Annotated in this window: 25 protein-coding genes and 1 tRNA gene; 16 read left to right on the top strand and 10 right to left on the bottom strand. The window is 72.4% G+C overall.

Annotated features, from left to right (window positions below; all coding sequences use genetic code 11):
- Position 1 precedes the first annotated feature (1 nt).
- Entirely contained in the window at positions 2 to 568 is a 567-nt protein-coding gene (locus PATMI_RS0105810; protein WP_026910199.1) for a DUF4446 family protein, read from the top strand.
- A 182-nt stretch (positions 569 to 750) separates the two neighbouring features.
- A complete protein-coding gene (locus tag PATMI_RS0105805) occupies positions 751 to 1,416 on the top strand; it encodes an HNH endonuclease (protein WP_157260628.1) in 666 nt (221 codons plus the stop codon).
- 12 nt (positions 1,417 to 1,428) lie between these two features.
- Here the strand turns inward: PATMI_RS0105805 and PATMI_RS27735 are convergent, their stop codons facing one another.
- From PATMI_RS27735 to dnaA, 7 genes are all read right to left on the bottom strand, one after another.
- Positions 1,429 to 1,899 carry an SRPBCC family protein gene (locus PATMI_RS27735; RefSeq protein WP_051471106.1) on the bottom strand — a complete coding sequence of 157 codons (471 nt, stop codon included), beginning with the start codon at positions 1,897 to 1,899 and terminating at the stop codon, positions 1,429 to 1,431.
- A gap of 406 nt (positions 1,900 to 2,305) precedes the next feature.
- A complete protein-coding gene (gene gyrA, locus PATMI_RS27730) occupies positions 2,306 to 4,945 on the bottom strand; it encodes a DNA gyrase subunit A (RefSeq protein ID WP_051471105.1) in 2,640 nt (879 codons plus the stop codon).
- Between the two features lie 37 nt (positions 4,946 to 4,982).
- Positions 4,983 to 7,568 carry a DNA topoisomerase (ATP-hydrolyzing) subunit B gene (gene gyrB / locus PATMI_RS0105790; protein ID WP_169738332.1) on the bottom strand — a complete coding sequence of 862 codons (2,586 nt, stop codon included), beginning with the start codon at positions 7,566 to 7,568 and terminating at the stop codon, positions 4,983 to 4,985.
- Between the two features lie 203 nt (positions 7,569 to 7,771).
- Positions 7,772 to 8,137, bottom strand: coding sequence for a DciA family protein (locus PATMI_RS33965; RefSeq protein ID WP_026910196.1), 366 nt, complete (start codon positions 8,135 to 8,137; stop codon positions 7,772 to 7,774).
- On the bottom strand, positions 8,134 to 9,342 hold the full coding sequence (gene recF / locus PATMI_RS27720) for a DNA replication/repair protein RecF (protein ID WP_051471104.1): 1,209 nt from the start codon (positions 9,340 to 9,342) through the stop codon (positions 8,134 to 8,136). Before recF ends, PATMI_RS33965 begins: the two co-directional genes overlap by 4 nt.
- A 27-nt stretch (positions 9,343 to 9,369) precedes the next feature.
- Positions 9,370 to 10,479, bottom strand: a complete 1,110-nt coding sequence (dnaN, locus tag PATMI_RS0105775; RefSeq protein WP_026910195.1) for a DNA polymerase III subunit beta — start codon at positions 10,477 to 10,479, stop codon at positions 9,370 to 9,372.
- Between the two features lie 144 nt (positions 10,480 to 10,623).
- Entirely contained in the window at positions 10,624 to 12,057 is a 1,434-nt protein-coding gene (dnaA, locus tag PATMI_RS27715; RefSeq protein ID WP_051471103.1) for a chromosomal replication initiator protein DnaA, read from the bottom strand.
- Between the two features lie 334 nt (positions 12,058 to 12,391).
- Between dnaA and rpmH the strand changes: the two genes are divergently transcribed.
- From rpmH to PATMI_RS27705, 6 genes are read left to right on the top strand one after another with little or no spacing between them, the layout of a single operon-like run.
- Entirely contained in the window at positions 12,392 to 12,526 is a 135-nt protein-coding gene (gene rpmH, locus PATMI_RS0105765; RefSeq protein WP_026910194.1) for a 50S ribosomal protein L34, read from the top strand.
- A gap of 3 nt (positions 12,527 to 12,529) precedes the next feature.
- Positions 12,530 to 12,931 carry a ribonuclease P protein component gene (rnpA, locus tag PATMI_RS0105760; protein ID WP_026910193.1) on the top strand — a complete coding sequence of 134 codons (402 nt, stop codon included), beginning with the start codon at positions 12,530 to 12,532 and terminating at the stop codon, positions 12,929 to 12,931.
- The gene (gene yidD / locus PATMI_RS0105755) at positions 12,931 to 13,191 is read left to right on the top strand and encodes a membrane protein insertion efficiency factor YidD (RefSeq protein ID WP_026910192.1); all 261 of its coding nucleotides are present in this window, start codon (positions 12,931 to 12,933) and stop codon (positions 13,189 to 13,191) included. Before rnpA ends, yidD begins: the two co-directional genes overlap by 1 nt.
- 17 nt (positions 13,192 to 13,208) lie before the next feature.
- Positions 13,209 to 14,147: a YidC/Oxa1 family membrane protein insertase gene (locus tag PATMI_RS0105750; protein ID WP_026910191.1), complete on the top strand. Its 939-nt coding sequence runs from the start codon at positions 13,209 to 13,211 to the stop codon at positions 14,145 to 14,147.
- A 2-nt stretch (positions 14,148 to 14,149) separates the two neighbouring features.
- Positions 14,150 to 14,629, top strand: a complete 480-nt coding sequence (locus PATMI_RS27710; protein WP_051471102.1) for a Jag family protein — start codon at positions 14,150 to 14,152, stop codon at positions 14,627 to 14,629.
- A gap of 22 nt (positions 14,630 to 14,651) precedes the next feature.
- Positions 14,652 to 15,374 carry a 16S rRNA (guanine(527)-N(7))-methyltransferase RsmG gene (locus tag PATMI_RS27705; RefSeq protein WP_051471101.1) on the top strand — a complete coding sequence of 241 codons (723 nt, stop codon included), beginning with the start codon at positions 14,652 to 14,654 and terminating at the stop codon, positions 15,372 to 15,374.
- 14 nt (positions 15,375 to 15,388) lie between these two features.
- Here the strand turns inward: PATMI_RS27705 and PATMI_RS0105735 are convergent, their stop codons facing one another.
- On the bottom strand, positions 15,389 to 15,928 hold the full coding sequence (locus PATMI_RS0105735; protein ID WP_026910190.1) for a hypothetical protein: 540 nt from the start codon (positions 15,926 to 15,928) through the stop codon (positions 15,389 to 15,391).
- Between the two features lie 724 nt (positions 15,929 to 16,652).
- Here PATMI_RS0105735 and PATMI_RS0105730 point away from each other — a divergent pair.
- The 4 genes from PATMI_RS0105730 to PATMI_RS0105715 all read left to right on the top strand — a co-directional run bounded on the left by PATMI_RS0105730 (position 16,653) and on the right by PATMI_RS0105715 (position 19,098).
- A complete protein-coding gene (locus tag PATMI_RS0105730) occupies positions 16,653 to 17,411 on the top strand; it encodes a ParA family protein (protein ID WP_026910189.1) in 759 nt (252 codons plus the stop codon).
- The gene (locus tag PATMI_RS0105725) at positions 17,404 to 18,282 is read left to right on the top strand and encodes a ParB/RepB/Spo0J family partition protein (RefSeq protein WP_026910188.1); all 879 of its coding nucleotides are present in this window, start codon (positions 17,404 to 17,406) and stop codon (positions 18,280 to 18,282) included. The genes PATMI_RS0105730 and PATMI_RS0105725 overlap by 8 nt, the downstream gene beginning before the upstream one ends.
- Before the next feature lie 80 nt (positions 18,283 to 18,362).
- Positions 18,363 to 18,436: transfer RNA gene (locus tag PATMI_RS0105720), tRNA-Ile, on the top strand.
- Positions 18,437 to 18,618: 182 nt separating this feature from the next.
- The gene (locus PATMI_RS0105715) at positions 18,619 to 19,098 is read left to right on the top strand and encodes a bifunctional nuclease family protein (protein ID WP_245604106.1); all 480 of its coding nucleotides are present in this window, start codon (positions 18,619 to 18,621) and stop codon (positions 19,096 to 19,098) included.
- A 68-nt stretch (positions 19,099 to 19,166) separates the two neighbouring features.
- Here the strand turns inward: PATMI_RS0105715 and PATMI_RS27700 are convergent, their stop codons facing one another.
- Positions 19,167 to 20,105, bottom strand: a complete 939-nt coding sequence (locus PATMI_RS27700; protein WP_036725309.1) for a D-alanine--D-alanine ligase family protein — start codon at positions 20,103 to 20,105, stop codon at positions 19,167 to 19,169.
- Entirely contained in the window at positions 20,105 to 21,628 is a 1,524-nt protein-coding gene (locus tag PATMI_RS27695) for an aminotransferase-like domain-containing protein (protein WP_084269712.1), read from the bottom strand. The genes PATMI_RS27700 and PATMI_RS27695 overlap by 1 nt, the downstream gene beginning before the upstream one ends.
- 22 nt (positions 21,629 to 21,650) lie before the next feature.
- On the opposite strand from PATMI_RS27695, the gene PATMI_RS0105700 reads away from it, so the two are divergent.
- The 4 genes from PATMI_RS0105700 to PATMI_RS0105685 are packed head-to-tail and all read left to right on the top strand — an operon-like array spanning position 21,651 to position 26,302.
- Entirely contained in the window at positions 21,651 to 22,226 is a 576-nt protein-coding gene (locus PATMI_RS0105700; protein WP_026910186.1) for a DUF4126 domain-containing protein, read from the top strand.
- Between the two features lie 37 nt (positions 22,227 to 22,263).
- Positions 22,264 to 23,901 carry an alkaline phosphatase family protein gene (locus PATMI_RS0105695; protein ID WP_342673045.1) on the top strand — a complete coding sequence of 546 codons (1,638 nt, stop codon included), beginning with the start codon at positions 22,264 to 22,266 and terminating at the stop codon, positions 23,899 to 23,901.
- Positions 23,898 to 24,356: a GtrA family protein gene (locus PATMI_RS37250; protein ID WP_051471097.1), complete on the top strand. Its 459-nt coding sequence runs from the start codon at positions 23,898 to 23,900 to the stop codon at positions 24,354 to 24,356. The genes PATMI_RS0105695 and PATMI_RS37250 overlap by 4 nt, the downstream gene beginning before the upstream one ends.
- Entirely contained in the window at positions 24,353 to 26,302 is a 1,950-nt protein-coding gene (locus tag PATMI_RS0105685; protein ID WP_026910183.1) for a hypothetical protein, read from the top strand. Before PATMI_RS37250 ends, PATMI_RS0105685 begins: the two co-directional genes overlap by 4 nt.
- The last annotated feature ends 49 nt before the right edge of the window (positions 26,303 to 26,351 follow it).

Here is a 26,351-nt window from a genome sequence, read left to right as displayed (position 1 = left end):
CGTGTCCGGCAACGACGAGACCTTCCACCTCGTCGCGGTCGCGGCGGCCGCCCTGGCGGTCGTCGCGGTCGTGCTCCTGGTCGTCCTGTCCGTCCGCGTCCACCGGATGCGCCGGGCCCAGACGGCCGTGCTCGGCGAGCACGGCGCGGACGACCTCGTCGCGCACGCCGCGCGCCTGAGCCGCACCGTCACCCTCGAGACCGCGGAGTGGCGCTCGACCGCCGCCCGCCTGCAGGAGCGGATGGGCGGCATCGAGGGTGCCCTCCTCAACGTCTTCTCCCGCCACGGCCTCATCCGGTACGACGCCTACGGCGAGCAGTCGGGTCAGCAGTCCTGCTCCCTCGCGCTCCTCGACGTGCGCGGCGACGGGTTCGTGATGACGTCGATCCACCACCGCGACCAGGCCCGGCTCTACATCCGTCGGATCAACCGCGGGAAGCCCGAGCACCGGCTCGCGCCGGAGGAGGAGGAGGCCCTGGCGTTCGCCCTGCGCAGCGGCGCCGTCGCCTCCGACGGGGTCATCGACGGCGTGCGGCCCGAGCCGCGCGGCGACGTCGACGACGCCTGAGCGGCGAGCACGCCGTTCCGGGCGGTGACCCGCCGCCGCCCGCCCGGTCGAGGATCCGCGGAGCGGGCCGGAGGACACGAACCCGGTGACGAGCGCGTGAACCGGGTGGACAACGGGAGGCCGACGAGTATCCTCGGTCCTCGGGAGCAGGCGTGTACGCGGGCGAGCCATCAGCCACCGTCGTGACCCTGCCGCCCCGCGGCGCCGGATCTCCTCCGGTCCAGCCCAGGGGTGGTGGACACGTCACTGCGCGCCAACGCCGGTCCGGGCAGCAGAAGGCCGGCCCCGCGAAGGGCACCCCGACGGCGACGACGACCGAGACGTCGCTCACCGCCGCGCCGGCACCCAGCTCGCACGTCCTCGTCCTGAACGCGACGTACGAGCCGATACACGTGTGCGGCATCAAGCGCGCCGCCGTGCTGCTCCTGAAGGAGAAGGCCGAGGTCATCGAGAACGGCGAGGGCGAGCTCCACGCCGAGCACACCGCGATGGCCCGCCCGGCGATCATCCGCCTGCGCACCTACGCCCCGGTCCCGCGCCGCAGTCGCCGCCGGCTCACCCGCCGCGCCGTCTTCGCCCGCGACGACTGGACGTGCCAGTACTGCGGCGACCACCGCGATCTCACCGTCGACCACGTCATCCCGCGCTCCAAGGGCGGCTCCTCGGAGTGGGAGAACATCGTCGCCTGCTGCTCGTCGTGCAACCGCCGCAAGGCCGACCGCCTCCCGCACCAGGCGCGCATGTTCCCGAAGAACACGCCGCGTCCGCCGCACCCGTCCGTCTTCATCCAGGTCGCGTGCCCGCGAATACCGCCGAGCTGGGACGCCTGGCTCGGCCACGCGGCGTAGCCGGCCCGGTCCTCAGGCCTCGGCGATCGCCACCGCGCGCTGCAGCGACTGCGTCGCGTACCGGCGCCACAGCGGTGCGAGGCCCCGGACCGGGAGGCTCCCGCCGCGGCGCGGGCGGAACGCGTAGGTCCAGCTGACGACGGTGCCGCCGTCCGCGGTCGCGTCGAAGAGGAACGACCCGTCGACGTGGGCGACGAGCCGACCGAGCGGGCCGGTGAACGGGCCGACGCGGTAGTGGAAGGCCTCGGGCTGCGCGACGGCGACGATCCGCTCGGGCGTCTCGTTGCCGTCGGCGAGCTCGACGACGCGCGTGGAGCCGGGCGTGTCCCAGGGCCCGACCTGGTCGCGGACGCCGCTGACGGCCGGCAGCGGACCGTAGCCCTGCATCATCGCCGTGAGGTCGATCGGGATGATCGCGTCGAAGCACCGCTGCGGCGGGACCTTCGCGGTCGCCGTCACGGTCACGGGCACGGGCTTCGGCACCGGCCGACCCTACGGGCGCGGTCGGCGCAGGGTCAAGAACGTGCCCCACAACGACGCGCGGCGCCCCGAAGGACGCCGCGCTGAGAGTGCCGGGGGTGATCCCGAACCGAGGTTCCGCTCCCCACCGTGCCAGTAACACGGGTGCGTATCCGCTGGGACCAGGGCAGACCCTCGATCGGCTGGTGACGCGGTCTGCGTCACCGACCTCCCGGATGACCGTCGTCAGACGACGGCCACCTCCTGAGTCCCGGAATTACTGTCGTAGATTCGGACCACCTCCTTTCTCTGGTGCAGTGGTTCCGAACCTAGCAGGGCCCTCCGACGGGGTCGAGCGGACGGGCGTTCCGCTCGGTCACCCGTCCGCGGGTTCGAGTCCCGCGGCGACCTCGGCGCAGGGCGCCGCGGCCTACGCGTCGTCCTCGTCCTCGTCCCGGTTCACGGTGCCGGGCGTCGCGTCCGCGGCGTCCGCCGGCGCGTCGTCGGAGCCGGCGTCGACCGGCTTCGCCTCGGGCGCCGGGGCGTCGGCGGCCGACAGGTCGACCGGACCGCCGCTGACCAGCGGGTTGCCCTCCGCGTCGACGAGCTCCTCGACGACGTCGGTCGTCTCGTCCTCGAGGATGCGGGCGACGGCGCTGACGCGGTCGTCGTCCTTCATGTTCATGACCTTCACGCCCTGCGAGTTGCGGCCGTAGCGGTTGATGCCGCGCACGGCGGTCCGCTGGACCATGCCGCCCTCGCTGATGAAGACGAGGCCCTCGTGCTCACGGACGACGAGGGCGCCGGCGAGGCCGCCCTTCGTCTCCGTCAGCTGGATCGTCTTCACGCCCTTCGCGCCACGGGACGTCTTGCGGTACTCGCGGATCAGCGTCCGCTTGCCGAAGCCGTTCTCCGTGATCACGAGGAGGTCGAAGTCGTCGCGGGCGACGTCCATCGCGATGACCTCCGAGCCCCCGACGTCCATGCCGCGGACGCCCGAGGTGTCGCGGCCCATCGAGCGCGCGTCGTCCTCGGAGAAGCGGACCGTCAGGCCGGCCTTCGAGATCATCACGACCTCGTCGTCCTGGTCGACGCCGCGGACCGAGATCAGCTCGTCGTCGTCGCGGATCTTGATGGCGATGATGCCGTCGGCCTTGATCGGCGTGTTGTACTGGCCGAGCTCGGTCTTCTTCACCGTCCCCTGGCGGGTCGCGAAGATCACGAACTGGGTCTCCGTGAAGTCGCGGGTCGAGAGCACGGACTGGATCCGCTCGCCCTCGCGCAGCGGCAGCACGTTGCCGAGGTAGCGGCCCTTCGCGGTGCGCGAGGCCTCCGGCAGCTCGTAGACCTTCGAGCGGTAGACCTTGCCGCGGTTGCTGAAGAACAGCAGGTAGTCGTGGCTCGAGCACACGAAGAGGTGCTCGATGTAGTCGCCGTCCTTCATGTCCATCCCGGTGACCCCGCGGCCGCCGCGCTGCTGCTGGCGGTAGGTCGCGAGCGGCAGGGACTTGATGTACCCGGACTGCGTGATCGTGATGACCATCTGCTGGTCGGCGATCAGGTCCTCGATGTCGATGTCGCCGTCGGCGTGGGTGATGAGCGTCTTGCGCTCGTCCCCGAACCGGTCGCGGATCTCGGTCATCTCCTCCTTGATGAGGTCCAGGACCTTCTGCTCGTCGCCGAGCAGCTCGCGGAGCTCCTTGATGCGCTCCATCACGTCGGCGTGCTCGCCGCGGATGGCGTCGCTCTCCAGCGCGGTCAGCTGGGAGAGCCGCAGGTCGAGGATGGCCTGCGCCTGGATCAGCGTGAGGCCGAACTGGGCGATCAGCTCGCCGCGGGCGGTCTCGCGGTCCTTCGACCCGCGGATCACGGCGATCACGGCGTCGAGGTTGTCGAGCGCGATGAGCAGTCCCTCGAGGACGTGCGCACGCGCCTCCTTCTGGGCCAGCTCGTACTTCGCCCGGCGGACGACGACCTCGCGCTGGTGGCCGACGTAGGCCGTCAGCACCTGCTGGAGGTTCAGCGTGCGCGGCACGCCGTCGAGCAGCGCGACCATGTTGACGCCGAACGTCGTCTGCATGTTCGTGTGCTTGTAGAGCTTGTTCAGCACGACCTTCGGGAGGACGTCGCGCTTCAGCTCGATGACCAGCCGCATGCCGCGGCGGTCGGTCTCGTCGCGGATGTCGGAGATCTCGGGGATCTTCTTGTCGCGCACGAGGTCGGCGATCTTCACGATCAGGCCGTTCTCGCCGCCCTTCTTGACCTCGTAGGGCAGCTCGGTGACGATGATCGCCTCCTTGCCCTGGGCCAGCGGCTCGATGTGCGCCTTGGCCTGGACGCGGATCTTGCCGCGGCCGGTCTCGTAGGCGTCCTTGATCCCCTGGTGGCCGAGGATGATCCCGGCCGTGGGGAAGTCGGGGCCCTTGAGGTGCTGCATGAGCCCCTCGACCGAGATCGACGGGTCGTCGATGAACGCGATCGTGGCGTCGATCGTCTCGCGCAGGTTGTGCGGCGGGATCTTCGTCGCCATGCCGACGGCGATGCCGGCGGAGCCGTTGACGAGCAGGTTCGGGTAGCGCGACGGCAGGACCGTCGGCTCCATCTTCCGGCCGTCGTAGTTCGGCGTGAAGTCGACGGTGTCCATGTCGAGATCGCGCAGCATCTCGAGGGACAGGCGCGTCAGACGCGCCTCGGTGTACCGCATGGCCGCGGCGTCGTCGTCATCGATCGAGCCGAAGTTGCCCTGACCGTCGACGAGCTCGTAGCGCATCGAGAAGTCCTGGGCCAGGCGGACCAGGGTGTCGTAGATCGACGCGTCGCCGTGCGGGTGGTAGTTGCCCATCACCTCGCCGACGATGCGGGCGCACTTGGCGTACGGCCGTGTCGGGCCGATGCCGAGCTCGGACATCCCGAACAGCACGCGCCGGTGGACCGGCTTCAGGCCGTCGCGGACGTCCGGCAGGGCGCGCCCGACGATGACGGACATCGCGTAGTCGAGGTACGCGGTGCGCATCTCATCTTCGAGGGCGCGGGGCTCGATGTTGCCGCCGCTGATGACGTCGGTCGCCATGGATCAGGCTCCTGGTCCGGAAGTGGTGCTGGAAGGCTCAGACATCGAGGTTGGCGACCTGGCGGCCGTGCTCCTCGATGAAGTTGCGGCGGTGCTCGACGTGCTCGCCCATGAGCATGGAGAACAGCCGGTCCGCGCCGGCGGCGTCGTCGACCGTGACCTGCTGGAGGGTGCGGTGCGCCGGGTCCATCGTGGTCTCGCGCAGCTGCTCGGCGTTCATCTCGCCCAGTCCCTTGAAGCGGGACAGCGCGACGCCCTTCTGCGCCACCGAGAGGACTCCGCGGCCGAGCTCCTCGAACGTGTCGGCGTCCTCGGTCCGCTCACCGAGCTTGATCGTGAACGACGGCTGGCCGAAGAGCCCGACGAGCTGCTGGTGGACCTTGACGAAGCCGACGTACTCCGGGGAGTCGAAGAGCGTCCGGTCGAGGTCCGTCGTGCGGGCCAGGCCGGTCTTCTTCTCCGTCGTGCGGATCCGCAGGTGCGTGCCCTCCTCGGAGAGCAGCTTCACGTCGATCGCGGCGTCGATGCCCGAGACCTCCGCCGACTGCAGGCGGACGAGGACGTTGTCGGAGCCGGTGATCCCGTCGTGGACGAGCCCCGTCGACGCGAGGAAGTGGACCGTGTCCATGCCGTGCTCGGCGCGCAGCGCGCTGGCCCAGCCCTCGTGCTGCTTGCGCAGCCGGGCGAACTTCTTCCACTTCGCGTCGTTCAGCGGCACCTTGTCGCCGGCGGCGTTGACGACCTCGAACTTCTCGAGCTTGTCGGAGAGCAGGTACTCCTCGAGCTCCGCCTCCTTCTCGATGTAGCGGTCGTTGCCGCCCTGGCGGACCTTGTAGAGCGGCGGCTTCGCGATGTAGACGAAGCCGGCCTCGATCAGCTCCTGCATCTCGCGGAAGATCAGCGTCAGCGCGAGCGTGCGGATGTGCGCGCCGTCGACGTCGGCGTCCGTCATCAGGATGATCTTGTGGTACCGCGCGGCGGAGATGTCGAACTCCTCGCGGATGCCCGTCCCGATCGCGGTGATCAGCGACTGGACCTCGGTGTTCTGCAGCACCTTGTCGATGCGCGCGCGCTCGACGTTCAGGATCTTGCCGCGCAGCGGGAGGATCGCCTGGGTGTGGCGGTCGCGGCCCTGCTTCGCCGAGCCGCCGGCGGAGTTGCCCTCGACGATGAACAGCTCGGCCAGCGACGGGTCCTTGACGGAGCAGTCGGCGAGCTTGCCCGGCAGGCGGGAGTTCTCGAGCGCGCTCTTGCGGCGGGTGAGGTCGCGCGCCTTGCGGGCGGCGGACCGGGCCTGCGACGCCTGCACGGCCTTGCGGACGATCGCGACGGCCTCGGCCTTGTTCTCCTCGAAGAACTCCTGCAGCTTCTCGTTGACGACCTTCTGGACGAAGCCCTCGATGCCGGGGTTGCCGAGCTTCGTCTTCGTCTGCCCCTCGAACTGCGGGTTCGTGAGCTTGGCCGAGATGACGGCGGTCAGGCCCTCGCGGACGTCCTCGCCGGAGAGGTTGACGTCCTTCTCCTTGAGCTCGTTGTTCGCCCGGGCCCACGCGTTGATCGTGCGCGTCAGGGCGGAACGGAAGCCCGAGAGGTGCGACCCGCCCTCGTGCGTGTTGATGTTGTTCGCGAACGAGTGGACGGACTCGGTGTAGGTCGAGTTCCACTGCATCGCGATCTCGACCGCCGCGCCCTCCTTCTCGTCCTCGGAGTCGAAGGCGATGACCTTCTTGCCGATCGGGTCCTTCGACTCGTTCAGGTACTCGACGAAGTCGGCGATGCCGCCCTCGTAGTGGAAGTCGACCCGCTTGCCGCCCTCGCGCTCGTCCTCGATGACGATGCGCAGGCCGCGGGTCAGGAACGCGGTCTCGCGCAGGCGGCTCTCGAGCGTCGACCAGTCGTACTCGGTCGTGTCGAAGATCTCGGTGTCCGGCAGGAACCGGATGGTCGTGCCCGTCTGCGCGCCCTCGGGGAGGGCCTCGCCCTGGGCCAGGTCGGCCGTCGGCACACCGCGCACGTACGACTGCGTCCAGACGAACCCGTCGCGGCGGATCGTGACGTCGAACTCCTCCGACAGCGCGTTGACGACGGACGAGCCGACGCCGTGGAGTCCGCCGGAGACCTTGTAGCCGCCGCCGTCGCCGAACTTGCCGCCGGCGTGCAGGACGGTCAGCACGACCTCGACCGTCGACTTGCCGGTCTCGTGCATCGCGACCGGGATGCCGCGGCCGTCGTCGGACACCGTGACCGAGTTGTCGGGGTGGACGACGATCGTGACCGTCGAGGCGTGGCCGGCGAGGGCCTCGTCGACGGAGTTGTCGACGATCTCCCACACCAGGTGGTGCAGGCCGCGGACGCCGGTGGACCCGATGTACATGCCGGGGCGGTGCCGGACGGCCTCGAGGCCCTCGAGGACCGTGATGTCCGCGGCGTCGTACGTCGCGTCGGTCGCGGTGCGGGCCTTCGCCGCCTTCGTCGCCTCGGCGTTCTTCGCCCTCGCGGCCTCCTTGGCGGCCTCCAGCATCGAGGCGGCGTCGCCCGCCCCGGTCCCGGCCTCGCCCGCCCCGGCGTCGACGTCGATCTCCTTCGCCGGCTCGTCGGGGGTGGGGTTCTCGTCAGTCGTCATGAGCCTCCATGCAGCGAAACGCCCCGGTCCAGGCGCCTACGAGGGCGGACCGAGGCGAAGCACGCGAATCAGCCTGAAGGGTACCACAGGGCCCCTGGTTTTCACGGGCGCGCGTGAGGGCGAATCTGCCGCTGAGGACCCTCTCACGCTCCGCCTGACGCCACGAGCCGGATATCGGACGGTCCCCCCCAGGACCGGGGCCGTCAGGGACGGCTGCGGCGGCGAGCGGCGGCGGGGCCCCGCCCGGGACCGGACGACCCTCCCGCGCGGGGCCGGACGGCGGTCACGTCGGCGACCCCGGCGGCGGCGAGCCGGTCGAGGATCGTGCGCTGGAGGAGCTCGAGCTCGTGGGCCCAGGTGGCGTCCTCGCAGGCCACGTGCAGGACCCCGTCGGCGAACGCCACCGGTCGCCCCGCGCCGGCGATCGCGGGACCGACGGCCGACGGCCACGCCCGCTGCACGCGGGCCAGCCCGACGTCCCCGGTGTCCTCCGGTGCGAGGTCGTCGAGCAGCGACTCCAGGCCGGCGGCGGCGGAGTGGGGGCTGGACCTCCTGCGTCCGCGGCTCACGCGGCGTCCTCGTCCGCCGGGGGCGCGTCCGCGGGAGCCCCGGCGGCGACACGGGCCACCACCGCGGACCCCGGGACGACGTCGACCAGCCCGACGCCTTCGTCGCCGGCGCCCGGGACGTGCCCGGCCTCCGTCACGGTCACCAACGCCTGCCCGCGCTCCCGGATCAGGCCGACCAGCCGGGCCCGCCGGTCGGCGTCGAGCTCGCTCATCACGTCGTCGAGCAGGAGGACCGGGCGCGAGCCGGTGGCCTCCTCCATCACGTCGGCCTCGCCGAGCAGCAGCGCCAGGAGCGACAGCCGCTGCTCGCCCTGGGACCCGAACCGCGTGATCAGCCGCCCGTCGCGGCGGACCGCGAGATCGTCGCGGTGGGGACCGTGGTGGGTGAAGCCGCGCTCGAGGTCGCCCGCATGGCGCTCGGCCAGCGCGGCGACGACCTCCTCCGGGTCCTCGGACGCCCGCGGCCGGTAGGAGATCTCGAGCTCACCGGCGAGCCCGAGCTGCGCGGCACGCACGTTGACCGCCGGGCGGATCGCCTCGGCGGTCTCGCGCCGGGCCGTCGTCAGACCCGCCGCGGCCGCCGCCAGGGTCGCGTCCCACGGCTGCAGCTCCTGCCCGGCCCGCTCGACGCCCACCCCGCGGGCCTTCAGCGAGCCGAGCAGCGCGTTGCGCTGGCGGAGCGCCTCGTGGAACGCGCGGCGGACGGGGGAGGACGATGGCCGCAGGACCGCCAGCAGCTGGTCCAGGTGCGCACGGCGCAGCGCGGGCCCGCCCTTGACGAGCACCATCCGGTCGGGGAGGAAGACGCTCATCCGCGGACGCGAGGGGTGGTCGAGGAGCGTCTCGACCGGGGTGCCGTCGACGCGGAGCCGCCGCCCGCGCGGGGCCTGCGGGTCGACGCCGACGGAGAACACGCTCGGACCCGACCGGGTGACGACGGTCGCGGACGCGTTCCCGGCCTCCGCACCGCGGCGGACGAGGTCGGCGTCCGACGCCTGCCGGAACGACCGGCCGGTGCACGCCAGGTAGGCGGCCTCGAGGAGGTTCGTCTTGCCGGCCCCGTTCGGTCCGGCGACGACGGTCAGCCCGGGTCCGAGCTCGACGTCCGCCTCCACGTAGGTGCGGACGTCCCGGACCCGGAGCCGGCCCAGGTGCAGGCCGTGCCCGCCGGGCCGGGTGGCGGCCCCGCGGTCCACGGCCGCCACGACTCCCGGGTCCGTGATGCCCCGGTCCTAGGAGTTCAGGCGGATGGGCATGATCAGGTAGAGGAAGCCCTGATCGTCGGTCGTCTGCAGCAGGCCGGGACGGATCGGGCTCGTCAGGCGCAGCAGCACCTCGTCGCCGTCGATCGTGTCGAGGCCGTCCCGCAGGTACTCCGGGTTGAAGCCGATCGCGAACGCCTCTCCGTGGAACGGGACGGGCAGGGCCTCGCGGGCCTCGCCGACGTCCTGCGTCTGGGCGGAGACGACGAGCTCGCCCTCGCTGAACGCCAGGCTGAGCGCCGCGGCCTTCTGGGCCAGCAGCGACACGCGGGAGACGACCTCGCGCAGCTCGCTCGTGGAGACCCGGAGCTCGTGGTCGAACGTCTCCGGGATCAGCGAGCGGTACTGCGGGAAGGTGCCGTCGACCAGGCGGGAGCTCAGCACGTGCTCGCCGACGGTGAACAGCACCTGGTTCTCGCCGCGGGCGACCGTGAGGCTCTCGGCGCCGCTCGCCGGCACCAGGCGCTCGAGCTCCTGCATCACCCGCGCCGGCACGTTGGCCTCGAAGGAGCCCTCCAGCGGGCTCTCGAGCGTCGTCTTCTTCTCCGACAGCCGGTACGAATCCGTCGCCACCATCGTCAGGACCTCGCCCTCGGCCCGCACCAGCACGCACGCCAGCAGCGGCCGGGTGTCGTCCTTGGCCGCCGAGCGGACGACCTTCGCCGTCGTCGCGACGAACGCCGCGGCCGAGACGTCGACGCCCGCCGCTCCCGAGGGCTCGGGCAGCGGCGGGAAGTCCTCGCCGCGGAGCGTCCGCAGGTGGAAGACCGCCGACCCTGCGGTGACCTCGACGTCCTGCTCCTCGGTGCGCAGCTCGAGCGTCACCCGGGGACCGGGGGCCTGCCGGGTGATGTCGAGCAGCAGCCGCGCCGGGAGGACGACGGTGCCGGGACGTTCGACGTCGCCCTCGAGCTTGATGCGCAGTCCGACCTGGAGGTCGGTGGCGCGCAGCTCGATGCCGTCGCCGGTCGCCGCGATCTGGACACCGGACAGCGTCGGGTTCGCCAGCCGGCCCGACGCGATGCGGCTCAGCGACTGGAGGTGACCCAGCAGGTCCTGTGCGGCGGTGTGCAGTTTCACCTTGGAGTCCTCGGGAGAGAAGAGTGATCAGGAGTCGTAGGAAGCCCTGTGCGTCCTGTGCGGGGAGCATCCCGGAGACCCGGATCCCCCGTCGTGACCGGGATCCGCGGAGCGGCGACCACGCACAGGGCGCTGTGCAGTCTGTCAGCCACGGCGGTCGTCCTGTGGACCGTCGCCGCCGGTGCCCTCGCCCTCGCGCACAACCTGGAGCAGCGAACGCACACGTGCGAGGTCGACCTGTGCGTTCGGATCGCGGTCGATCCGCTCGCCGACGCTCTTCCAGGCGGACATGACGGTGGTGTGGTTCCGCCCGCCGAAGTCGCGCCCGAGCGACGGGTACGACGCACCCGTCTCCTCACGCGCGAGGTACATGGCGAGCTTCCGGGCCCACGACAGGCGCTTGTCGGAGCGCCGCGAGAGCAGGTCGTCCTCGGAGATCCCGAACGTCCGGGAGATCGCGGTGAGGACGTGGGAGGTGGTGACGGGCTCGAGGACCGGGTCGTCGGTGCGCTGGCCCGGCGTCCGCGTGCGCCCCGGGTACAGCGACCCGAGGACCTCCTGCGCGAGCCCCGACGTCAGGGGCCGGTCGGTCAGCGAGGCGTAGGCCACGACGCGGACGAGCGCGGCCTCGACGGCGCGGACGCTGGTGCTGACGTGCCGGGCGATCTCCTCCAGGGCGCCGGGGTCGGTCAGCTCGATGGCCTGCCCGGTGACGCGCTTGCGCAGGACCATCAGGCGCGTGGCGAGGTCGGGCGGCTCGACCTCCGCCGCGAGGCCGGAAGCGAAGCGGTCGCGCAGCCGCTGCTCGAGCTGCCCCATGTCGTCGGGGACGCGGTCCGCCGTGATGACGATCTGGGCGCCGGCCTCGTGGAGGGCGTTGAAGGTGTGGAAGAACTCCTCCTCCGTCGCCTTCTTGCCCATGAGGAACTGCGCGTCGTCGATCAGGAGCAGGTCGAGCTCGCGGTACCGCTCCTTGAACGCCGTGATCCCCTTGCTGCGCAGCGCGCCGGTGAACTCGCTCGTGAACGTCTCGGCGGTGGCGTACCGGACACGCAGCCCCTCGTGGTGCTGCCGCGCGTACTGGCCGATCGCGTGCAGGAGGTGCGTCTTGCCCGTCCCGGGCGGCCCGTAGAGGAACAGGGGGTTGTAGGCGACGCCCGGGCTCTCGGCCACCGTCAGCGCCGCGGCGTGCGCGAACCGGTTGGACGGTCCGAGCACGAACTCCTCGAACCGGAACCGCGGGGTGAACGGCCGCTCGGCGGGGAGGCCCTCGGCGGTGGCCGCTCCGGCTCCGCCCTGACCGCCCGGTGTCGACGACCCGGGGCTCGGCTCGTCCGTGGCGAGCCGCACGAGCAGCGGCCGGCGCAGCACGCGGCTCGCGCTGTCGCTGAGGAGCGGCACCAGGCGCGCCTCGATCCACGTGCGCGCGTGGGGCGGCGCCTGGACCCACAGCTGGTGGCCGTCGGTCGACACCGGGCGCAGGACCGCGAGCCAGCTGTCCCAGGCCCCGTCTCCGATCTGGACCCGCGCATCGTCGACGATGGCGATCCAGGCGCGTTCGAGGTCGGAGTGGTTCACGGGCAGGACGACAGGGCCGCTCGACGAGCGACGGAGAGAGAGACGGAGGAGGGACCGCGGAGCGGGCCCGGAGGCGGCCGTCACCCGGGGTGACGGCGAGCCGCGAATATACCAGCGGTCCGTCGGCGCGACGGACCAGTTCCGGCCCTCGTGGCCGGAGTTCCCGGAAAGAGCGGCAAAGACCTCTCGGACCCCCCGGAGGTCCGTCCGAGGGGTGCTCTATGACCGCTCCGCTCGGCGGCCGTCCGGTCGCTAGACTGCTCGTTCCGTGCCCGCGCCGGGCAGGCCGTCGTGCCTGCTCTGAAGCGCAGGTCCCTCGACCCGAGCTCTCACCATGAAGCGCACCTACCAGCCGAAGAAGCGCAAGCGCGCCCGCACCCACGGCTTCCGCGAGCGGATGTCCACCAAGGCCGGCCGCGAGGTCCTGAAGCGCCGTCGCGCCAAGGGCCGTCGCAAGCTCACCGTCTGAGTCATGCCTGATCCCCGTCCGGCCGCGCCGCGGTCGAAGCGGGGTCGCCTGACCCGCAGCGCCGACTTCGAGCGCGTGTTCCGCAAGGGGCGTTCGTACGGCAACCGCCACCTGGTGCTGCACCTGTTCCCGCGGGACGACGCCGACGAGGCCCGCGATCCGCGGGTCGGCCTCAGCGTGTCCCGTCGCGTCGGCGGGTCCGTCGAGCGCAACCTCGTCAAGCGCCTGCTGCGCGAGGCGATGCGGGAGCACACCGACCGCTTCTCGGCGGTCGACCTCGTCCTCGTCGCCCGACCCGACGCGCTGGCGCTGGCCGACCGCGAGGGCCTGTCCGGCATGGCCGGCGCCCTCGGCGAGCTGGTCGAGAAGGCCGCTCCGGCGGCCGCCGCGGAGTCCCCGGGCTGATGTCCGTCCTGCGCACCGTCGTGATCTCACCGATCCGGCTCTACCAGCGCGTGATCTCGCCGGCGCTGCCGCGGTCCTGCAAGTACGAGCCGACCTGCAGCCACTACGCCGCCGAGGCGATCCGTACCGAGGGCGTCCTCCGCGGCCTCGTGCTCGGCGCGTGGCGGATCCTCAGGTGCAACCCCTGGAGCCACGGCGGATACGATCCCGTGTCGGCCCAGCGGCTGTTCCGCCCCCGCCGTTCCTCTCCCTCGTCCTGATCGACCGAACGAGTTCCATGCCCGTAGCCATCATCGCCCCGATCCAGTGGCTCATCAACCTGTTCCTGCCGATCCTGGAGTTCTTCCACGATCAGATCGGCATCGGCTGGGGTCTGTCGATCATCCTGCTGACGATCCTGCTGCGCCTCTGCGTGCTGCCGCTGGGCGTCAAGTCCTTCAAGTCGATGCGCGGCCTGCAGGCGATCACGCCGCAGATGAAGGCGCTGCAGACGAAGTACAAGGACGACAAGGCGCGTCTCCAGCAGGAGACGATGAAGTTGTACTCGGAGCACAAGGTCAACCCGTTCGGGTCCTGTCTGCCGCTCCTGGTGCAGATCCCGTTCCTGATCTCGTTCTACTACATGCTCCGCACGGACCTGAAGTTCGAGATCTGTGGTGGTGGTCGCAGCCTGGGGCTGCCGCACGACGTGGGCTGCAGCGAGGTCCCGAATCCCTCGACCGGCTTCCACTACGACTCGAGCACGTTCGACACGGACGTCGCGCGGTTCAAGGAGATGGGCCGCTCGATCGGCGGCTTCGGCGAGAGCTTCATCGGCATCCACGACATCACGGCGGTCGCGACGGGCAGCCTCCTGGTGCTCCTCCTGGTCCTCTACGTCGGCTCGCAGATGGCGTCGTCGATCGTGAACATGCCGCCGACCGCGGACAAGAACCAGAAGCGCCTGATGCTGGCGCTGCCGCTGATCTTCGTCTTCTTCCTGATCCCGATCAAGCCGCCGTCCGGCCTGTTCCTCTACTGGATCACCACGAACGTCTTCACCCTGGTGCAGCAGTGGGGCCTGATCCAGGTCTTCGGCCACGTCAAGCACGAGCCGGTGCCCGAGGACGACGTCGACGCGGGTGGCGCGGTCGCCGTGAAGGCCGCCGGCGGAGGCCCCGCGCCGCCGCCTCCCCCGCGCAAGCGCAAGAAGAAGAAGTCCGGCCGGAGGCGCTAGGCATGGGGTCCGACGACGTCATCGGTGATCGCATCGCCTCCGAGGTCGGCACGCTCGTCGGACGGGTCGCCGCGGCGATCGACGCCGGCGACGAGGTCGAGGTCACCCGTCAGGGCCCGCGGATCACCGCGACCCTCCGCGGCGACCAGGTGGCGCCCTTCATCGGTCGCCACGGCCACGTCATCGACGCCGTCCAGCACCTCGCGACCCGCATCGCCGCCAAGCACGCCCCGGGCGGGGACTGGGTGGTCACGGTCGACGCCGGCGACTACCGGACCCGCCGCGAGGCGATCCTCGAGCGCGTCGCCGAGGAGGCCGCGGACCGCGCCCTGCGCTCCGGCGAGCCCGTCGCCCTCGATCCGATGACCGCCAGCGAGCGGCGGTTCGTCCACGAGCGTCTCCGCGAGCGCGGCGACGTCGGCACGCACAGCGAGGGCGACGAGCCCGAGCGGCACCTCGTCGTCACGCGCCCCACCGCGTGACCGCCCTGCAGCGGGCCGGCCGATGACGGACGCCCCCCGGTTCGATCCGGCGGTCGAGGCGCGCCTCGACGAGCTGGCCGCCGAGCACGACCTCGCCGGACGGGCGGTCGACCAGCTGCGCGTGCTGCTCGACGTCTACGCGACGGACGAGCACGCCGCCACGACCGTGCGCGATCCGGCCGAGGCCGTCGACCGGCACGTCGCCGACGGGCTGTCCGGCCTCGTCGTCCCCGCGCTGTCCCGCGCCTCCCGGGTCGTGGACGTCGGCACCGGTGCCGGGGTGCCGGCGCTGGTGCTCGCCGCTGCACGTCCCGACATGGAGGTCGTCGCGCTCGACACCGTCGGCAAGAAGGTCGCCTGGACGGTGTCGTGTGCCGAGCGCATGGGCCTGACCAACGTCCGGGGCGTGCACGCCCGCGCGGAGGCCTGGTGGGAGGGGCAGGGCTGGGCCGAGGTGGTCACCGCCCGGGCCGTCGCCCAGCTCGGCGTGCTCATCGAGTACGCGTGCCCGCTCCTGACCCCCGGCGGCCGCCTCGTCGCCTGGAAGGGGTCGATCGAGGGCGAGGAGGAGACCGTCGCCCGGTCGGTCGCCAAGCAGCTCCGGATGTCTCCGCCCGAGCAGCTCCCCGTCGCCCCGTGGCCCGAGGCCACGCGCCGCCAGCTGGTGGTCCTGATCAAGAGCGGCCCGACGCCCAAGGGCTTCCCGCGCCAGGCCGGCGCTGCGCTGCGCAAGCCGCTGCGCTGAGGAGCGCCGGTCCGTCAGTCCTCGTCGACCGTGTGGGCCAGGGGGGCGCGCCGTCCACCGACGCGGACGCGCCCTGCCCGGGCGTCGCGCCCGGACACGACGTAGGCCCGGAGCCGCCTCGTCCGGGGACCGGTCTCCGAGCACCCGCCGGGGCAGCGGTCCTCGGAGGTCTGCACGACGAGCTCCGGTCGCCGGTCGCCGTCGCAGTCGGCCACGCGCCGGAGGCCGTTGACCGGACGGGCCTCGCGCGTCCATCGGATCTCGAGCGGGTGGAGGTCGCGGTACGAGACCGGCCTCCGCAGGCGCGAGAGCTCGCGGGAGAAGACGATCGAGACCAGGTTCTCGCCGCCCACCGAGAGCTCCATCGCGCTCTCGCGGCGATGGTCGCCGTCCAGGTCGTTCACGTAGCCCCCGAGCCCGTAGATCGTCACCCCGCGGCGAAGGATGCGGGCCCGGGCGCCCGAGGGCGTGACGATCTCCGCGATGGCTCCCGCGGACGCGTTCTCGCCGAACCGGACCCGGAGCCCTCCGGACGCGTAGTCGCCGAACTGCAACGGGCTGTCGCCCGGGGGGACGGACGGTGCGGCACGTCGCCGCCGCGACGGTGGCGACGCGGTCCGCGCGGTCCGTGTCCGGGCCGCCGGTGGTCGCCGCGACGCCGGCGGCCGTCGCCGCGAGGGAGAGCCCGCCCGCGACACCCGCGGTGACGACCCGCGCTCGGGTCCGCCGCTGCTCGGGGCTCGGAGGACCGGGACGGGCACACAGGCGGTACCCCGTGTCGGTGCGTGCCACGCTTATTTTCGTCGCGCCTCCGGCCCGTGTGGACGACGCCGACGGACGGTGCTCGGCCCCGGGGGGCGAGGGACGAACCCTCGCCCGAGACCGTCGACGGAGGCCTCGGGGTGCTGTGTCGGCATGCGCGCCGCGCCGCGGACGATGGACCTCGGGTGTTTCACGTGAAACATCTGGCGCCTTTCGAGAGGCCCCGGGGCGACGCCGATGTCGACCGTCGTCGCATGGCGCAGGTCTCATCGGCGTCTGGGCAGGAGTGCGTCCTCCGCTTCCGCCTGGCCCGTCAGGCCACGTCGCGCGCGACGGGTCGAGGTGCGGGGCCGGCGGCGGGCGGCATCGTCGGTCGCGACCCTGGTGTGGTCCTGAGGTCGGCCCGCGTCGAGGGTGCGACCCCGCGCACCACGGCGCGAACGTTTCACGTGAAACGCGCTAGGAGCGGGTTCGCAGCGGTCGTCCCGGGGGTGCGCCCGGTACCCTCGGAGGCCCTTGGGAACGATCTACGCCATTGCGAACCAGAAGGGCGGCGTGGGGAAGACGACCACCGCCGTCAACCTCGCCGCCTGCATCGCGGAGGCCGGGTACCGGACGCTCCTCATCGACATCGACGCCCAGGCGAACGCCACGGTGGCGCTCGGGATCGACAAGCACTCGGAGCCGAGCGTCTACGACGTGCTCCGGGGTGATGCGCCGGCCTCCGACGCCGTGATCCCGACCTCCATCGACGGGCTGTCGCTGCTGCCGGCCAACCCGGATCTCGCAGCGGCCACCGTCGAGCTGGCCCGCGAGTCCGGCAGCGACGGGCGCCTCCGGGACGCCTTGGAGCCGATCCGTGAGGACTACCGCTTCATCCTGCTCGACTGCCCGCCGTCGCTCGGCCCGCTCACCATCAACGCCCTCGTGGCGGCCGACCGGGTGATCGTCCCCGTGCAGGCGGAGTACTTCGCGCTCGAGGGACTCGCCGGGCTGCTCGACACGCTGGGCCTGATCCAGCGGCGACTGAACCCGCGGCTCGCGATCGCGGGCATGCTCCTGACGATGCACGACACGCGCACGCGGCTCGCGCACGACGTCGAACGCGAGGTCCGGGAGCACTTCCCCGAGCTCGTGTTCCAGACCGTGATCCCGCGGAACGTGCGGATCAGCGAGGCCCCGAGCTACGGGATCCCCGTCATCCATCACGACCCGCACTCCAACGGCGCGACCGCGTACTTCGACCTCGCGAAGGAGATGGTGGCCCGTGGCTAAGCCGAAGCAGCGCGGGATGGGCCGCGGCCTCGCCGCGATCCTCTCCGCCGACGAGCAGTCCGAGCCCGGCGGGGAGCGCCGCGCGGAGCTCCGGACCCTCCCGGTCGAGCTCGTGGTCCCGAACCCGAACCAGCCGCGCCGCACGTTCGACCAGGACGCCCTGCAGGCGCTGGCGGACTCGATCGCCGATCGCGGGATGCTCCAGCCCGTCCTCGTCCGCCCGATGCCCGGGGGCCGCTACGAGCTCGTGGCGGGGGAGCGCCGGTGGCGGGCGACGCAGCTCGCCGGCCTCGGCGAGCTGCCGGCGCTCGTCCAGGAGCGCGACGACGCGACGACGCTCCAAGCGGCGCTCGTCGAGAACATGGCCCGGGCGGACCTCAACCCGGTGGAGGAGGCCCGGGCGATCTCCGCCCTGGTCGACGACATGGGGCTCACCCGTGAGGCCGTCGGGCGCATGGTCGGTCGGTCCCGCGTGGCGATCTCCAACCTGCTGCGGATCCTCGACCTGCCCGACGAGACGCTCGACCTGATCGGTGAGGGGCGGCTGACGGAGGGCCACGGGCGTGCCGTGCTCCTGGCGGACGGCCACGAGGCCCGCAAGGTGCTCGCCCAGACCGCGGCCGACCAGGGGTGGTCCGTGCGCGTCCTCGAGCAGAAGGCCCGCACCGAGGGGACGGGCAGCCGGGCGAAGCGCTCCCGGGAGGTCGCGCCGGCGGACCAGGTCGCCGCTGCGACGGACCTCAGCGACCGCCTCGGCCGGCGGATGGGCCACGACGTGGAGGTCAGGCCGAAGGGCGACGGCTTCGCGATCGAGATCACCCTCCGCGACGCCGGCGCGGCCCGGCGCCTGATGGAGCGCCTGGACGCCTGATCGCCGGTGAGGGCGGGCGATCGCGACCGGCGGGCCACGAGGCATCGTGCGAGATTCTGCGGTAGTCTTCCCCGTCCTCGGGGCGATTAGCTCAGTCGGTTAGAGCGCTTCTCTGATAAGGAAGAGGTCCCTGGTTCGAATCCAGGATCGCCCACTGCCCAGCGGCCCGCCTTGCGGGCCGTTGCTCGTTCCGGGGGCGCGCACGGCCACGGGATCCGCCCGCCGTGACCCCGCCCACGGGGCTCGCCCGACCCCCGGCCTATACTCGTGGAGCAGGATGCCGAGTCGGCCTTCTGGTCCACCGCACCCTCCCCGCGGAGTACGAGCATGCAGGAGATGACCATCTACGGCGTGAGCTTCGACATGGTCGGCAAGCAGCCGATCGTGCTCCTGAAGTGCGCCGAGTCCAACCGCTTCCTCCCGATCTGGATCGGGCACCCCGAGGCCGCGGCCATCCTGATGCGGCTGCAGGGCGCCTCCACGCCGCGCCCAATGACGCACGACCTGATGGTCGACGTCCTCGAGCAGTTCGAGGTCAAGTGCACGAAGGTCGCGGTGACCGAGCTGCGGGACAACACCTTCTACGCGACCATCACCCTCGACCTCAACGGGAGGGAGGTCGAGGTCGATTCGCGGCCCTCTGACGCCCTCGCGTTCGCCGTGCGCTGCGGCGCGCCGATCTACGCGGCGGACGACGTCGTCGAGGAGTCGGCGATCGAGTTCGACAAGGGCTCGGAGGAGGCCGACGACGTCGTCGACCGCTTCCGCAGCTTCCTCGACGACGTCTCGCCGGACGACTTCGGCCAGCAGGGGTAGGACCGCCGCGCAGGATCCCTTGCAGGTGGCGCCCCGGCGTTCCCCTGCAACGGATCCTGCAGGGCGCGCTACGCCGCGGTCGGCGCCTGCTGCAGCGCCAGGCCGACGAGGCGCTCCACGAGCGCGTCGAAGCCGATGCCCGCTGCCTCCGCGGCGACAGGCAGGTAGCTCGTGTGCGTGAGCCCGGGCACCGCGTCGACCTCGAGCACCGTGAGGTCGCCGGTGGTCCGGTCGACCAGGAGGTCGACGCGGGCGAACCCGCGGCAGCCCAGCGCCTCGAACGCCCGGAGCGCCAGCGACTCTGCGGCGGCGAGGGTCGCGGCGTCGAGGTCCGCCGGGCACGTGAACGTGCTCTGCCCGATCGTGTACCGGGCCGAGTAGGGGTCGAGGTCCCCGGGCTGCACCTCGACGATCGGCAGCGTCTCGCCCCCGAGGACCGACACGGACAGGTCGCGGCCGTCGACGAAGCGCTCGAGCAGGACCCGGTCGTCGTAGGAGAGCGCGGCGACGAGCGCCGCCGGGGCCTCCCCGGCGCTCTGGACCATCCGGAGGCCGAGCGCCGACCCTTGGCGCGACGGCTTGACGACGAGTGGGAAGCCGATGCGCTCGCCGACGAGGCCGAGGGCGTCGGCCGCGCCGAGCTGCTTGAACGCCGACTCCGACACCGAGACGGCGTCGGGCGTCGCGATGCCGGCGTCGGCGAGGGTGCGCTTGGCGACGACCTTGTCCCAGCACCGCTCGCAGGCGGCGGGGGCCGACCCGGTGTAGGGGATGCCGAGGACCTCGAGGAGCTCCTGGACCGTCCCGTCCTCGCCGTCCTCGCCGTGCAGGGCGACGAACGCGACGTCGGGCCGCAGCTCGCCGAGGCTGCGGACGAACGCGTGGTCGATGTCGACCCCGTGGACCTCGTGGCCGAGCCGGCGCAGCGACTCCTCGACGCGCTGCCCCGACTGCAGCGAGACCTGGCGCTCGAGCGACCGGCCGCCCTGGAGGACGGCGACGCGCATCAGGCGGTCCCCCGGCGGCGGCCGGCGGTCCGGAGCGGCACGATCGACGGGCCGGTCGGACCCGGGGCCGCAGGCGTGCCGGTCGAGCCGCCGCGGGTCGAGCCGCCGCGCGGGCGGGGCGTGCCGGCGATCGAGGCGTAGAGCTCGAGCTGCTCGGCGATGACGGAGCCGACGCGGCTGATGCCCTCGCGGATCTCGTCCTCCGTGACGCCGGAGAAGTTGATCCGCATCGAGTTGCCGCCACGACCGTCCAGGAACGCGCCGCGGCCCGGGACGAACGCCACGTCGTGCTGCAGCGCGCGGGCGAGCAGGTCGGTCGTGTCGATCTGGGACGGCAGCGTCAGCCACACGAAGAGCCCGCCCTGCGGCCGGGTCCACGTCGTGCCCTCGGGCATGTGGCGGGTCAGGGCCTCGAGCATCACGTCGCGGCGGGCCTCGTAGACCTCCGCCTGCTGCCGGACGTAGTCGCGCCAGTCGCGCTCGCGGAAGTAGTACGCCACGAACAACTGCGACAGCGACGACGAGTTCAGGTCGCTGCCGGCCTTGCCGATCACCATCTTCTGGCGGACGGGCGCGGGCGCGACGGCCCACCCGACGCGGATGCCGGGGGAGAGGATCTTCGAGAGCGTGCCGGCGTAGATCACGAACCGGCCGCCGTCGAGCGACAGCAGGGTCGGGAGCGGGTCGCCCTCGTAGCGCAGCAGCCCGTACGGGTTGTCCTCGAGCACGAGGATCTGCTGCTCCTGCGCGATCTTCACGAGCTGGTGCCGACGCTCGAGCGACATCGTCACGCCGCCCGGGTTCTGGAACGTCGGGATCGTGTAGATGAACTTCGGACGGCGGCCCTCCTCGGCGAGGCGGTCCAGGGCCTCCTCGAGCAGGTCGATCCGCATGCCGTCCTCGTCCATCTCGATCTGCACGAGGTTCGCCTCGTACGCCGAGAAGGTCGGGACGGCACCCGGATAGGTCGGACCCTCGGTGATGACGACGTCGCCGGGGTCGACCAGCGTCTTGCAGACGAGGTCGATCACCTGCTGGCCGCCGGAGGTCACGAGGATCTCGTCCGGGTCGACGATCGTGCCCTCCGCCGCCATGACCTCGGCCAGGCAGGGGCGGATCTCGTTCAGGCCCTCGGTGGGGCCGTACTGCAGCGCCCGGGCCGAGTCGCCGGCCGCCATGTGCGACAGGACCTTCGCGAGGTCCTCCGCGGGGAAGAGCTTCGTGTCGGCGAGGCCGCCGGCCAGCGAGATGACCTCGGGGCGCTCGGTGAGCGCCATGAGGTCGCGCATCGCCGACTGCTTCATGACGCGCGTCCGCTGGGAGAAGAGGCGGGCGTAGCGCTCGAGGTCGCCCGTCTGGCGGACCGCCGGCGTGTGGCCGTCGAACGCCGGGACCGGCCTGGCGGGGGCGCCCGCGCCGCCGATCGTCACACCGTGTTCACCGGACCCGGCGCCGCCCGCCGCAGCGGCTGCGGCGTTGCGCGTGCCCTGCGGGGGAGTCGGCTCCTGGTCCTCTACAGTCATGCGGGAAACGGTACCGCCCTCCATGAACTATCTCCTCGATCTCCTCCAAGGCATCGGCGTCGCGGCCGCGGCCGGCGTCAGCCCCTTCCTCCCGCTGGCGGTCGCCGCGGGAGCCGGGCTGCTCGATCTCGGCGCGAACTACGACGGCACGTCGTTCTCGTTCGTCGAGTCGCCGGTGCTGCTCGGTCTCGCCGTCGTGCTCGCGATCCTCGCCCTCGTGGCCCGCAAGAAGCTGGAGTCCCCGCTCGCGGAACGCGTGCTGATAGGCCTCGGGGTGGTGTTCGGCGCGGTGGTCACCGCGGCGACGGTCGCCGACCGCAGCGACACCTGGTGGCCGGGCCTGATCGCCGGCGGGCTCGCGGCCCTCGTCGTGGGCGTGGCCGTGCAGGCCCTGCTGCGACGGACCCGCGCGCGGCTCGAGGACGAGCAGCGGACGCTCCTGTCGGTCGGCGGGGCCCTCGGCGCGGCCGTCGTGGCCCTGCTGTCGGTCGCGCTCCCGCCGGTCGGCATCGTCGCCGTGATCGCCGGGATCTGGCTCTTCGTCGGCGGACGCCGGCAGGAGTCGACCAAGCACGCCGGTCTGCGGATCCTCCGCTAGTGCGCGGGACCGCCCGCCCGTCGAGCGGCGCCGGGCGCTGAAGGATCCGCGCATCGCGGAGCACGACCAGCGCCCCCGGCGGCGCCTGATCTTCGCCGTCGTCGACGGCTGCGACCCCGCGATGCTCCGGCAGGCGATCGCCGAGGGCCGCGCGCCGGTCCTCGCGCGCGCCGTCGCCGAGGGCGAGCTCCACGAGTCGGTGGCGGCGTTCCCGTCGGTCACCCCGGTCTGCGCCACCGCGCTGGCCACCGGGGTGCGGCAGGACCGCCACCGGATCCCGTCGATCAACTGGTGGGACCGCTCCCGCGAGCGCTACGTCGAGTACGGGTCGAGCTTCCAGGCGTCGCGGCGCCTCGGGATCGCCCGCCAGCTCGCGGACGTCACCTACCACCTCAACGGCCGGCACCTGGCGCCGGAGGTCGAGACGATCTACGAGTCGCTCGACGACGCGGGGATCCGCACCGGGGGCACGACCTTCCTCATCACCCGGGGCCGCCACCGCCACCGCCTGGCCCGGGACCGCGTCGCGACGAAGCTCTCCGCCGCGCTGCTGCGCGCGCCGCTGATGGGGCCGAAGGAGCTGTTCTTCGCGGACCTCGTCGCGACCCGGGAGACGCCCTGCCGCTCGCGGTTCGGGCACCCCGGGATGCGGGACCAGCACGCCGGCTGCGTCTCCGCGCACCTCGTCGAGCACGACCTCGTCGACTTCCTCCTGCTGTCCCTGCCGGACAACGACACCCACAGCCACGCGCACGGGCCGGCGGCCCAGCTCGAGTCGATCGAGGCCGCCGATCGGGAGATCGCGCGCGTCGCCGAGGCCGCGGGCGGCTTGGACCGCTTCTTCGCCGAGTGGGCGCTCGTCGTCGCCTCCGACCACTCGCACACGCTCGTGGAGCGCCGGACCGACGCCCGCGCGGCGTTCGAGCCGTTCGGGATCACGGGACCCGGGGCCCGGAAGAAGCGCGACCGGATCGCGTACTGCCCGGCCAACCGCGCGGCGATGGTCTACGTCCTGGACCCCGCGGAGCGCCCGACGCTCCTGCCGCAGCTGGTCGCCGCGGGACGCGGCGCCCCGGGCGTCGAGCTCGTCGTCTGGCGCGACGAGGACGGCACCGGCGTCATCTCGGCCGGGGAGGACTCCGCGGAGGGCGGCGAGGTCCGGTTCCGCCCCGCGACGGACGACGAGGCGGCCGCCGGCCGGGTCCCGGCCCCGACCGCCGGCGCCGACGGTGCTCCGATCCCGGATGGGCCCGTGGCCGACGTCCCCGAGGAGCAGGTCCTCCGGGACCGGCGCGGCGGCACGTGGGTCGTGTCCGGACAGCTGGGGATCGTTGGGGGCACCGTCGTCGACGGCGTGCTGAGGAGCACCAGCCACCCCGATCCGCTGGGCCGTTGCTGGTCCGCCCTGACGTGCGTGAACTCGGGCGACGTGCTGCTCTCCGCGGCCGCCGGGGCGGAGTTCCCGGACTGGGGCGGCATCGACCACGTCGGCGGCGGGAGCCATGGATCGCTACGCGCGGACGACGCGGTTGGCATCCTGATCCTGCACGGTCTCCACGACCAGGACGATCCGCGCGGCCGCCCCGAGCTGGCCCCGGACGCCTGGTCGATCGAGGACGCGACCCCCATCATCCGGCGCCACTTCGGCGTCGACACGCCGAAGAGCCCCCTGTGAGCACCTCCGAGTTCGAGCTCCCCGTCGCCGCGCCGTCGCTGCGCGTCCGTCTCGCCCAGGCGCTGCGCAGCCGCGCCGCGTGGGTCCAGCTCCTGCGCTTCTCCGTGGTCGGCGCGACCGGCACGGTCGTCAACCTCCTCGTCTACGCGGTGGCCGCCGGGCCCCTGGGCTGGGACTACCGGCTCGCGGCGCTGCTCGGCTTCGTCGTCGCGGTGACGAACAACTTCGCCCTGAACCGCATGTGGACCTTCCAGGACGCCTCGGGGCACGCGGGCTTCCAGGCCGCGCGATTCGTCGCGGTCAGCCTCGCGGGCCTCGCCGTGAACCTCCTCGTCCTCCACGTGCTGGTCGACGGCTTCGGGACGGGGAAGCTCCTCGCCCAGGCGATCGCGATCGGTGCGGCCACGCCGATGAGCTTCGTCGGCAACAAGCTCTGGAGCTTCGCCGAGCGATGAGGCGGGGCGTCCCGTCCGTCCTCGGGGTGCTGCTGGCCCTGGTCGTCCTGCTCGCGGCGGCCGCCGGCCCGGCCGCCGCGGCGACCCCCGGGGTCGCGACCACCCCGCAGAGCACGACGAGCGGACCCTCCGCCACCACCGGACCGCTGGCGACGGGCACCGGCACGACGGGACTCCGGACGACCGTCGACCGCGAGGGCCCGGCCGACGACAAGACCTTCCAGTCGCCCACGACCATGGACCGCCCGCCGCGCGGCTGGGTGATGACGGGCCGGCAGGCCGAGCGGCTGGCGCTGTCGGACCCGAAGATGCAGCGGGTCCTGAAGAAGTACCCGAAGCGGTACTACCGGATCTACCTCAAGGGCAAGTACCTCTGGCAGCTCTCGATCTACGAGCGGCCCGCGGCGCAGAAGGACCTCAAGGAGGTCGGGCAGCTCGTCATCGACGACGCGACGCAGAAGATCCGCGAGTCCTGGGACGTCCCGTACGTCCAGTGGACGATGGCGCGCGGGATCGACGGCGCGTTCGGCCGCTCGATCACGAACCCGTGGCTGTGGGGCGGGCTGCTCGTGCTCTTCCTGGCCCCGTTCGTCGGGTTCCGTCCCCTCCGCGGCCCGCCCGTCCCGCTGCTGCTGCTCGCGGGGTTCACGGCGCCGCTGGCGTTCTTCAACAACGCGCGGCTGGACTGGGCGGTGCCGCTCAGCTTCGGCCTGCTGCTGTCCCTGTTCGTCTGGGGCCTGTGGCGGTCCTTGCACCGTCCGCGACGCGAACCCGTCCCTGCGCGGATCCTGGTCCCGACCGGCGTCCTCATCGTCCTCGGGGTCGGGCTGCTCGTGTTCCGGATCGTCCTGAACGTCACCGACGGCAACGTCATCGACGTCGGCTACGCGGGCGTCGTCGGGGCGGACAAGATCGGGAACGGCCTCTCGGCGTACGGGGCGTTCCCGTCGAACGTCGGCACCGGCAACACCTACGGGCCACTGACCTACCTCGCGTACGTGCCGTTCGAGCAGGTCTTCCCGTTCCGGGCCGACACCTCGTTCGCCGAGCCGAGCGCGCACGCCGCATCCATCGCGTTCGACACGCTCGCGGCCGGCGTCCTCTTCCTCGTGGGCCGGTCGCAGGAGACGGACCGCCGGCTCGGCGTGCGGCGCGGGCTCCTCTACTCGTACCTGTGGCTGGCGTGCCCCTGGACCGCGTACTGCCTGAACTCCAACTCGAACGACGCGCTGCCGGCCCTCATGCTCGGGCTGGTGCTGCTGGTCGGCGCCCGGCCGGTGCTCCGTGGTCTCGGGGCGGCCGCCGCCGGGGCCACGAAGATCGGGCCCTTCGGGCTCTTCCCCGTGCTGATGACGGGCCGTCGCGTCGCGCCGACCGTCCGGGTGGCCCACGCGCCCCCGGCGTTCTGGCCGCTGCAGGGGGAGCCCCGCCCGGCCACCGTCCTCCGCGGGGTGCTGCTCGGCGTGGTGGTGCTCGCCGGCGGTGCGGCCCTCGTGCTCGTGGCCTCGGTCGTCGCCCTGCACGGCTTCGACTTCAAGAACCTCTTCGACAGGACCATCGCCTACCAGGCGGGCCGCCCGGCGCCGTTCATGCCGTGGGGCTTCGAGGACTACGACCTCGAGTGGCTGCGGGACCCGGTGCGGTACCTCGCCATCGGGTTCGCCCTCGTGATCGCCCTCGTCCCGCGCCGCCACGACGTGACCGGAACCGCCGCGATCGCCGTCGCCGTCATCGTCGGCCTCCAGATGTCGACCGAGTACTGGTTCTACATGTACCTCGTCTGGCTGGTCCCGCTGCTCGTCTCGGCGGGGCTCTCCGATCGACCGATCGCGTGGCCCGGAGGTGCGCCGAGGGACCGGCCCGCGGTCGTCCCGCGGATGCACGGGCCGGTGCCCGAGGAGGACGCGCCCTGGGCGGCGGACGTGCGACGGCGGGACGCGGTCTAGGAACCGACGCCCGCCCCTGCGACGACGGGCCGGCGGGGCCCGCACGCCG

Source organism: Patulibacter minatonensis DSM 18081 (assembly GCF_000519325.1).
Taxonomy (GTDB): domain Bacteria; phylum Actinomycetota; class Thermoleophilia; order Solirubrobacterales; family Solirubrobacteraceae; genus Patulibacter; species Patulibacter minatonensis.
This window is presented reverse-complemented; position numbering and strand designations above follow the sequence as displayed.

What these genes read in the sequence shown, in the direction of transcription:
- gyrA (WP_051471105.1), bottom strand. Translation starts at nt 4,945, where the DNA reads ATGGCGACCGACGTCATCAGCGGCGGCAACATCGAGCCCCGCGCCCTC.
- gyrB (WP_169738332.1), bottom strand. Translation starts at nt 7,568, where the DNA reads ATGACGACTGACGAGAACCCCACCCCCGACGAGCCGGCGAAGGAGATC.
- rpmH (WP_026910194.1), top strand. Translation starts at nt 12,392, where the DNA reads ATGAAGCGCACCTACCAGCCGAAGAAGCGCAAGCGCGCCCGCACCCAC.
- rnpA (WP_026910193.1), top strand. Translation starts at nt 12,530, where the DNA reads ATGCCTGATCCCCGTCCGGCCGCGCCGCGGTCGAAGCGGGGTCGCCTG.
- yidD (WP_026910192.1), top strand. Translation starts at nt 12,931, where the DNA reads ATGTCCGTCCTGCGCACCGTCGTGATCTCACCGATCCGGCTCTACCAG.
- PATMI_RS0105750 (WP_026910191.1), top strand. Translation starts at nt 13,209, where the DNA reads ATGCCCGTAGCCATCATCGCCCCGATCCAGTGGCTCATCAACCTGTTC.
- PATMI_RS27710 (WP_051471102.1), top strand. Translation starts at nt 14,150, where the DNA reads ATGGGGTCCGACGACGTCATCGGTGATCGCATCGCCTCCGAGGTCGGC.
- PATMI_RS27705 (WP_051471101.1), top strand. Translation starts at nt 14,652, where the DNA reads ATGACGGACGCCCCCCGGTTCGATCCGGCGGTCGAGGCGCGCCTCGAC.
- PATMI_RS0105715 (WP_245604106.1), top strand. Translation starts at nt 18,619, where the DNA reads ATGACCATCTACGGCGTGAGCTTCGACATGGTCGGCAAGCAGCCGATC.
- PATMI_RS27700 (WP_036725309.1), bottom strand. Translation starts at nt 20,105, where the DNA reads ATGCGCGTCGCCGTCCTCCAGGGCGGCCGGTCGCTCGAGCGCCAGGTC.
- PATMI_RS27695 (WP_084269712.1), bottom strand. Translation starts at nt 21,628, where the DNA reads ATGACTGTAGAGGACCAGGAGCCGACTCCCCCGCAGGGCACGCGCAAC.
- PATMI_RS0105700 (WP_026910186.1), top strand. Translation starts at nt 21,651, where the DNA reads ATGAACTATCTCCTCGATCTCCTCCAAGGCATCGGCGTCGCGGCCGCG.
- PATMI_RS0105685 (WP_026910183.1), top strand. Translation starts at nt 24,353, where the DNA reads ATGAGGCGGGGCGTCCCGTCCGTCCTCGGGGTGCTGCTGGCCCTGGTC.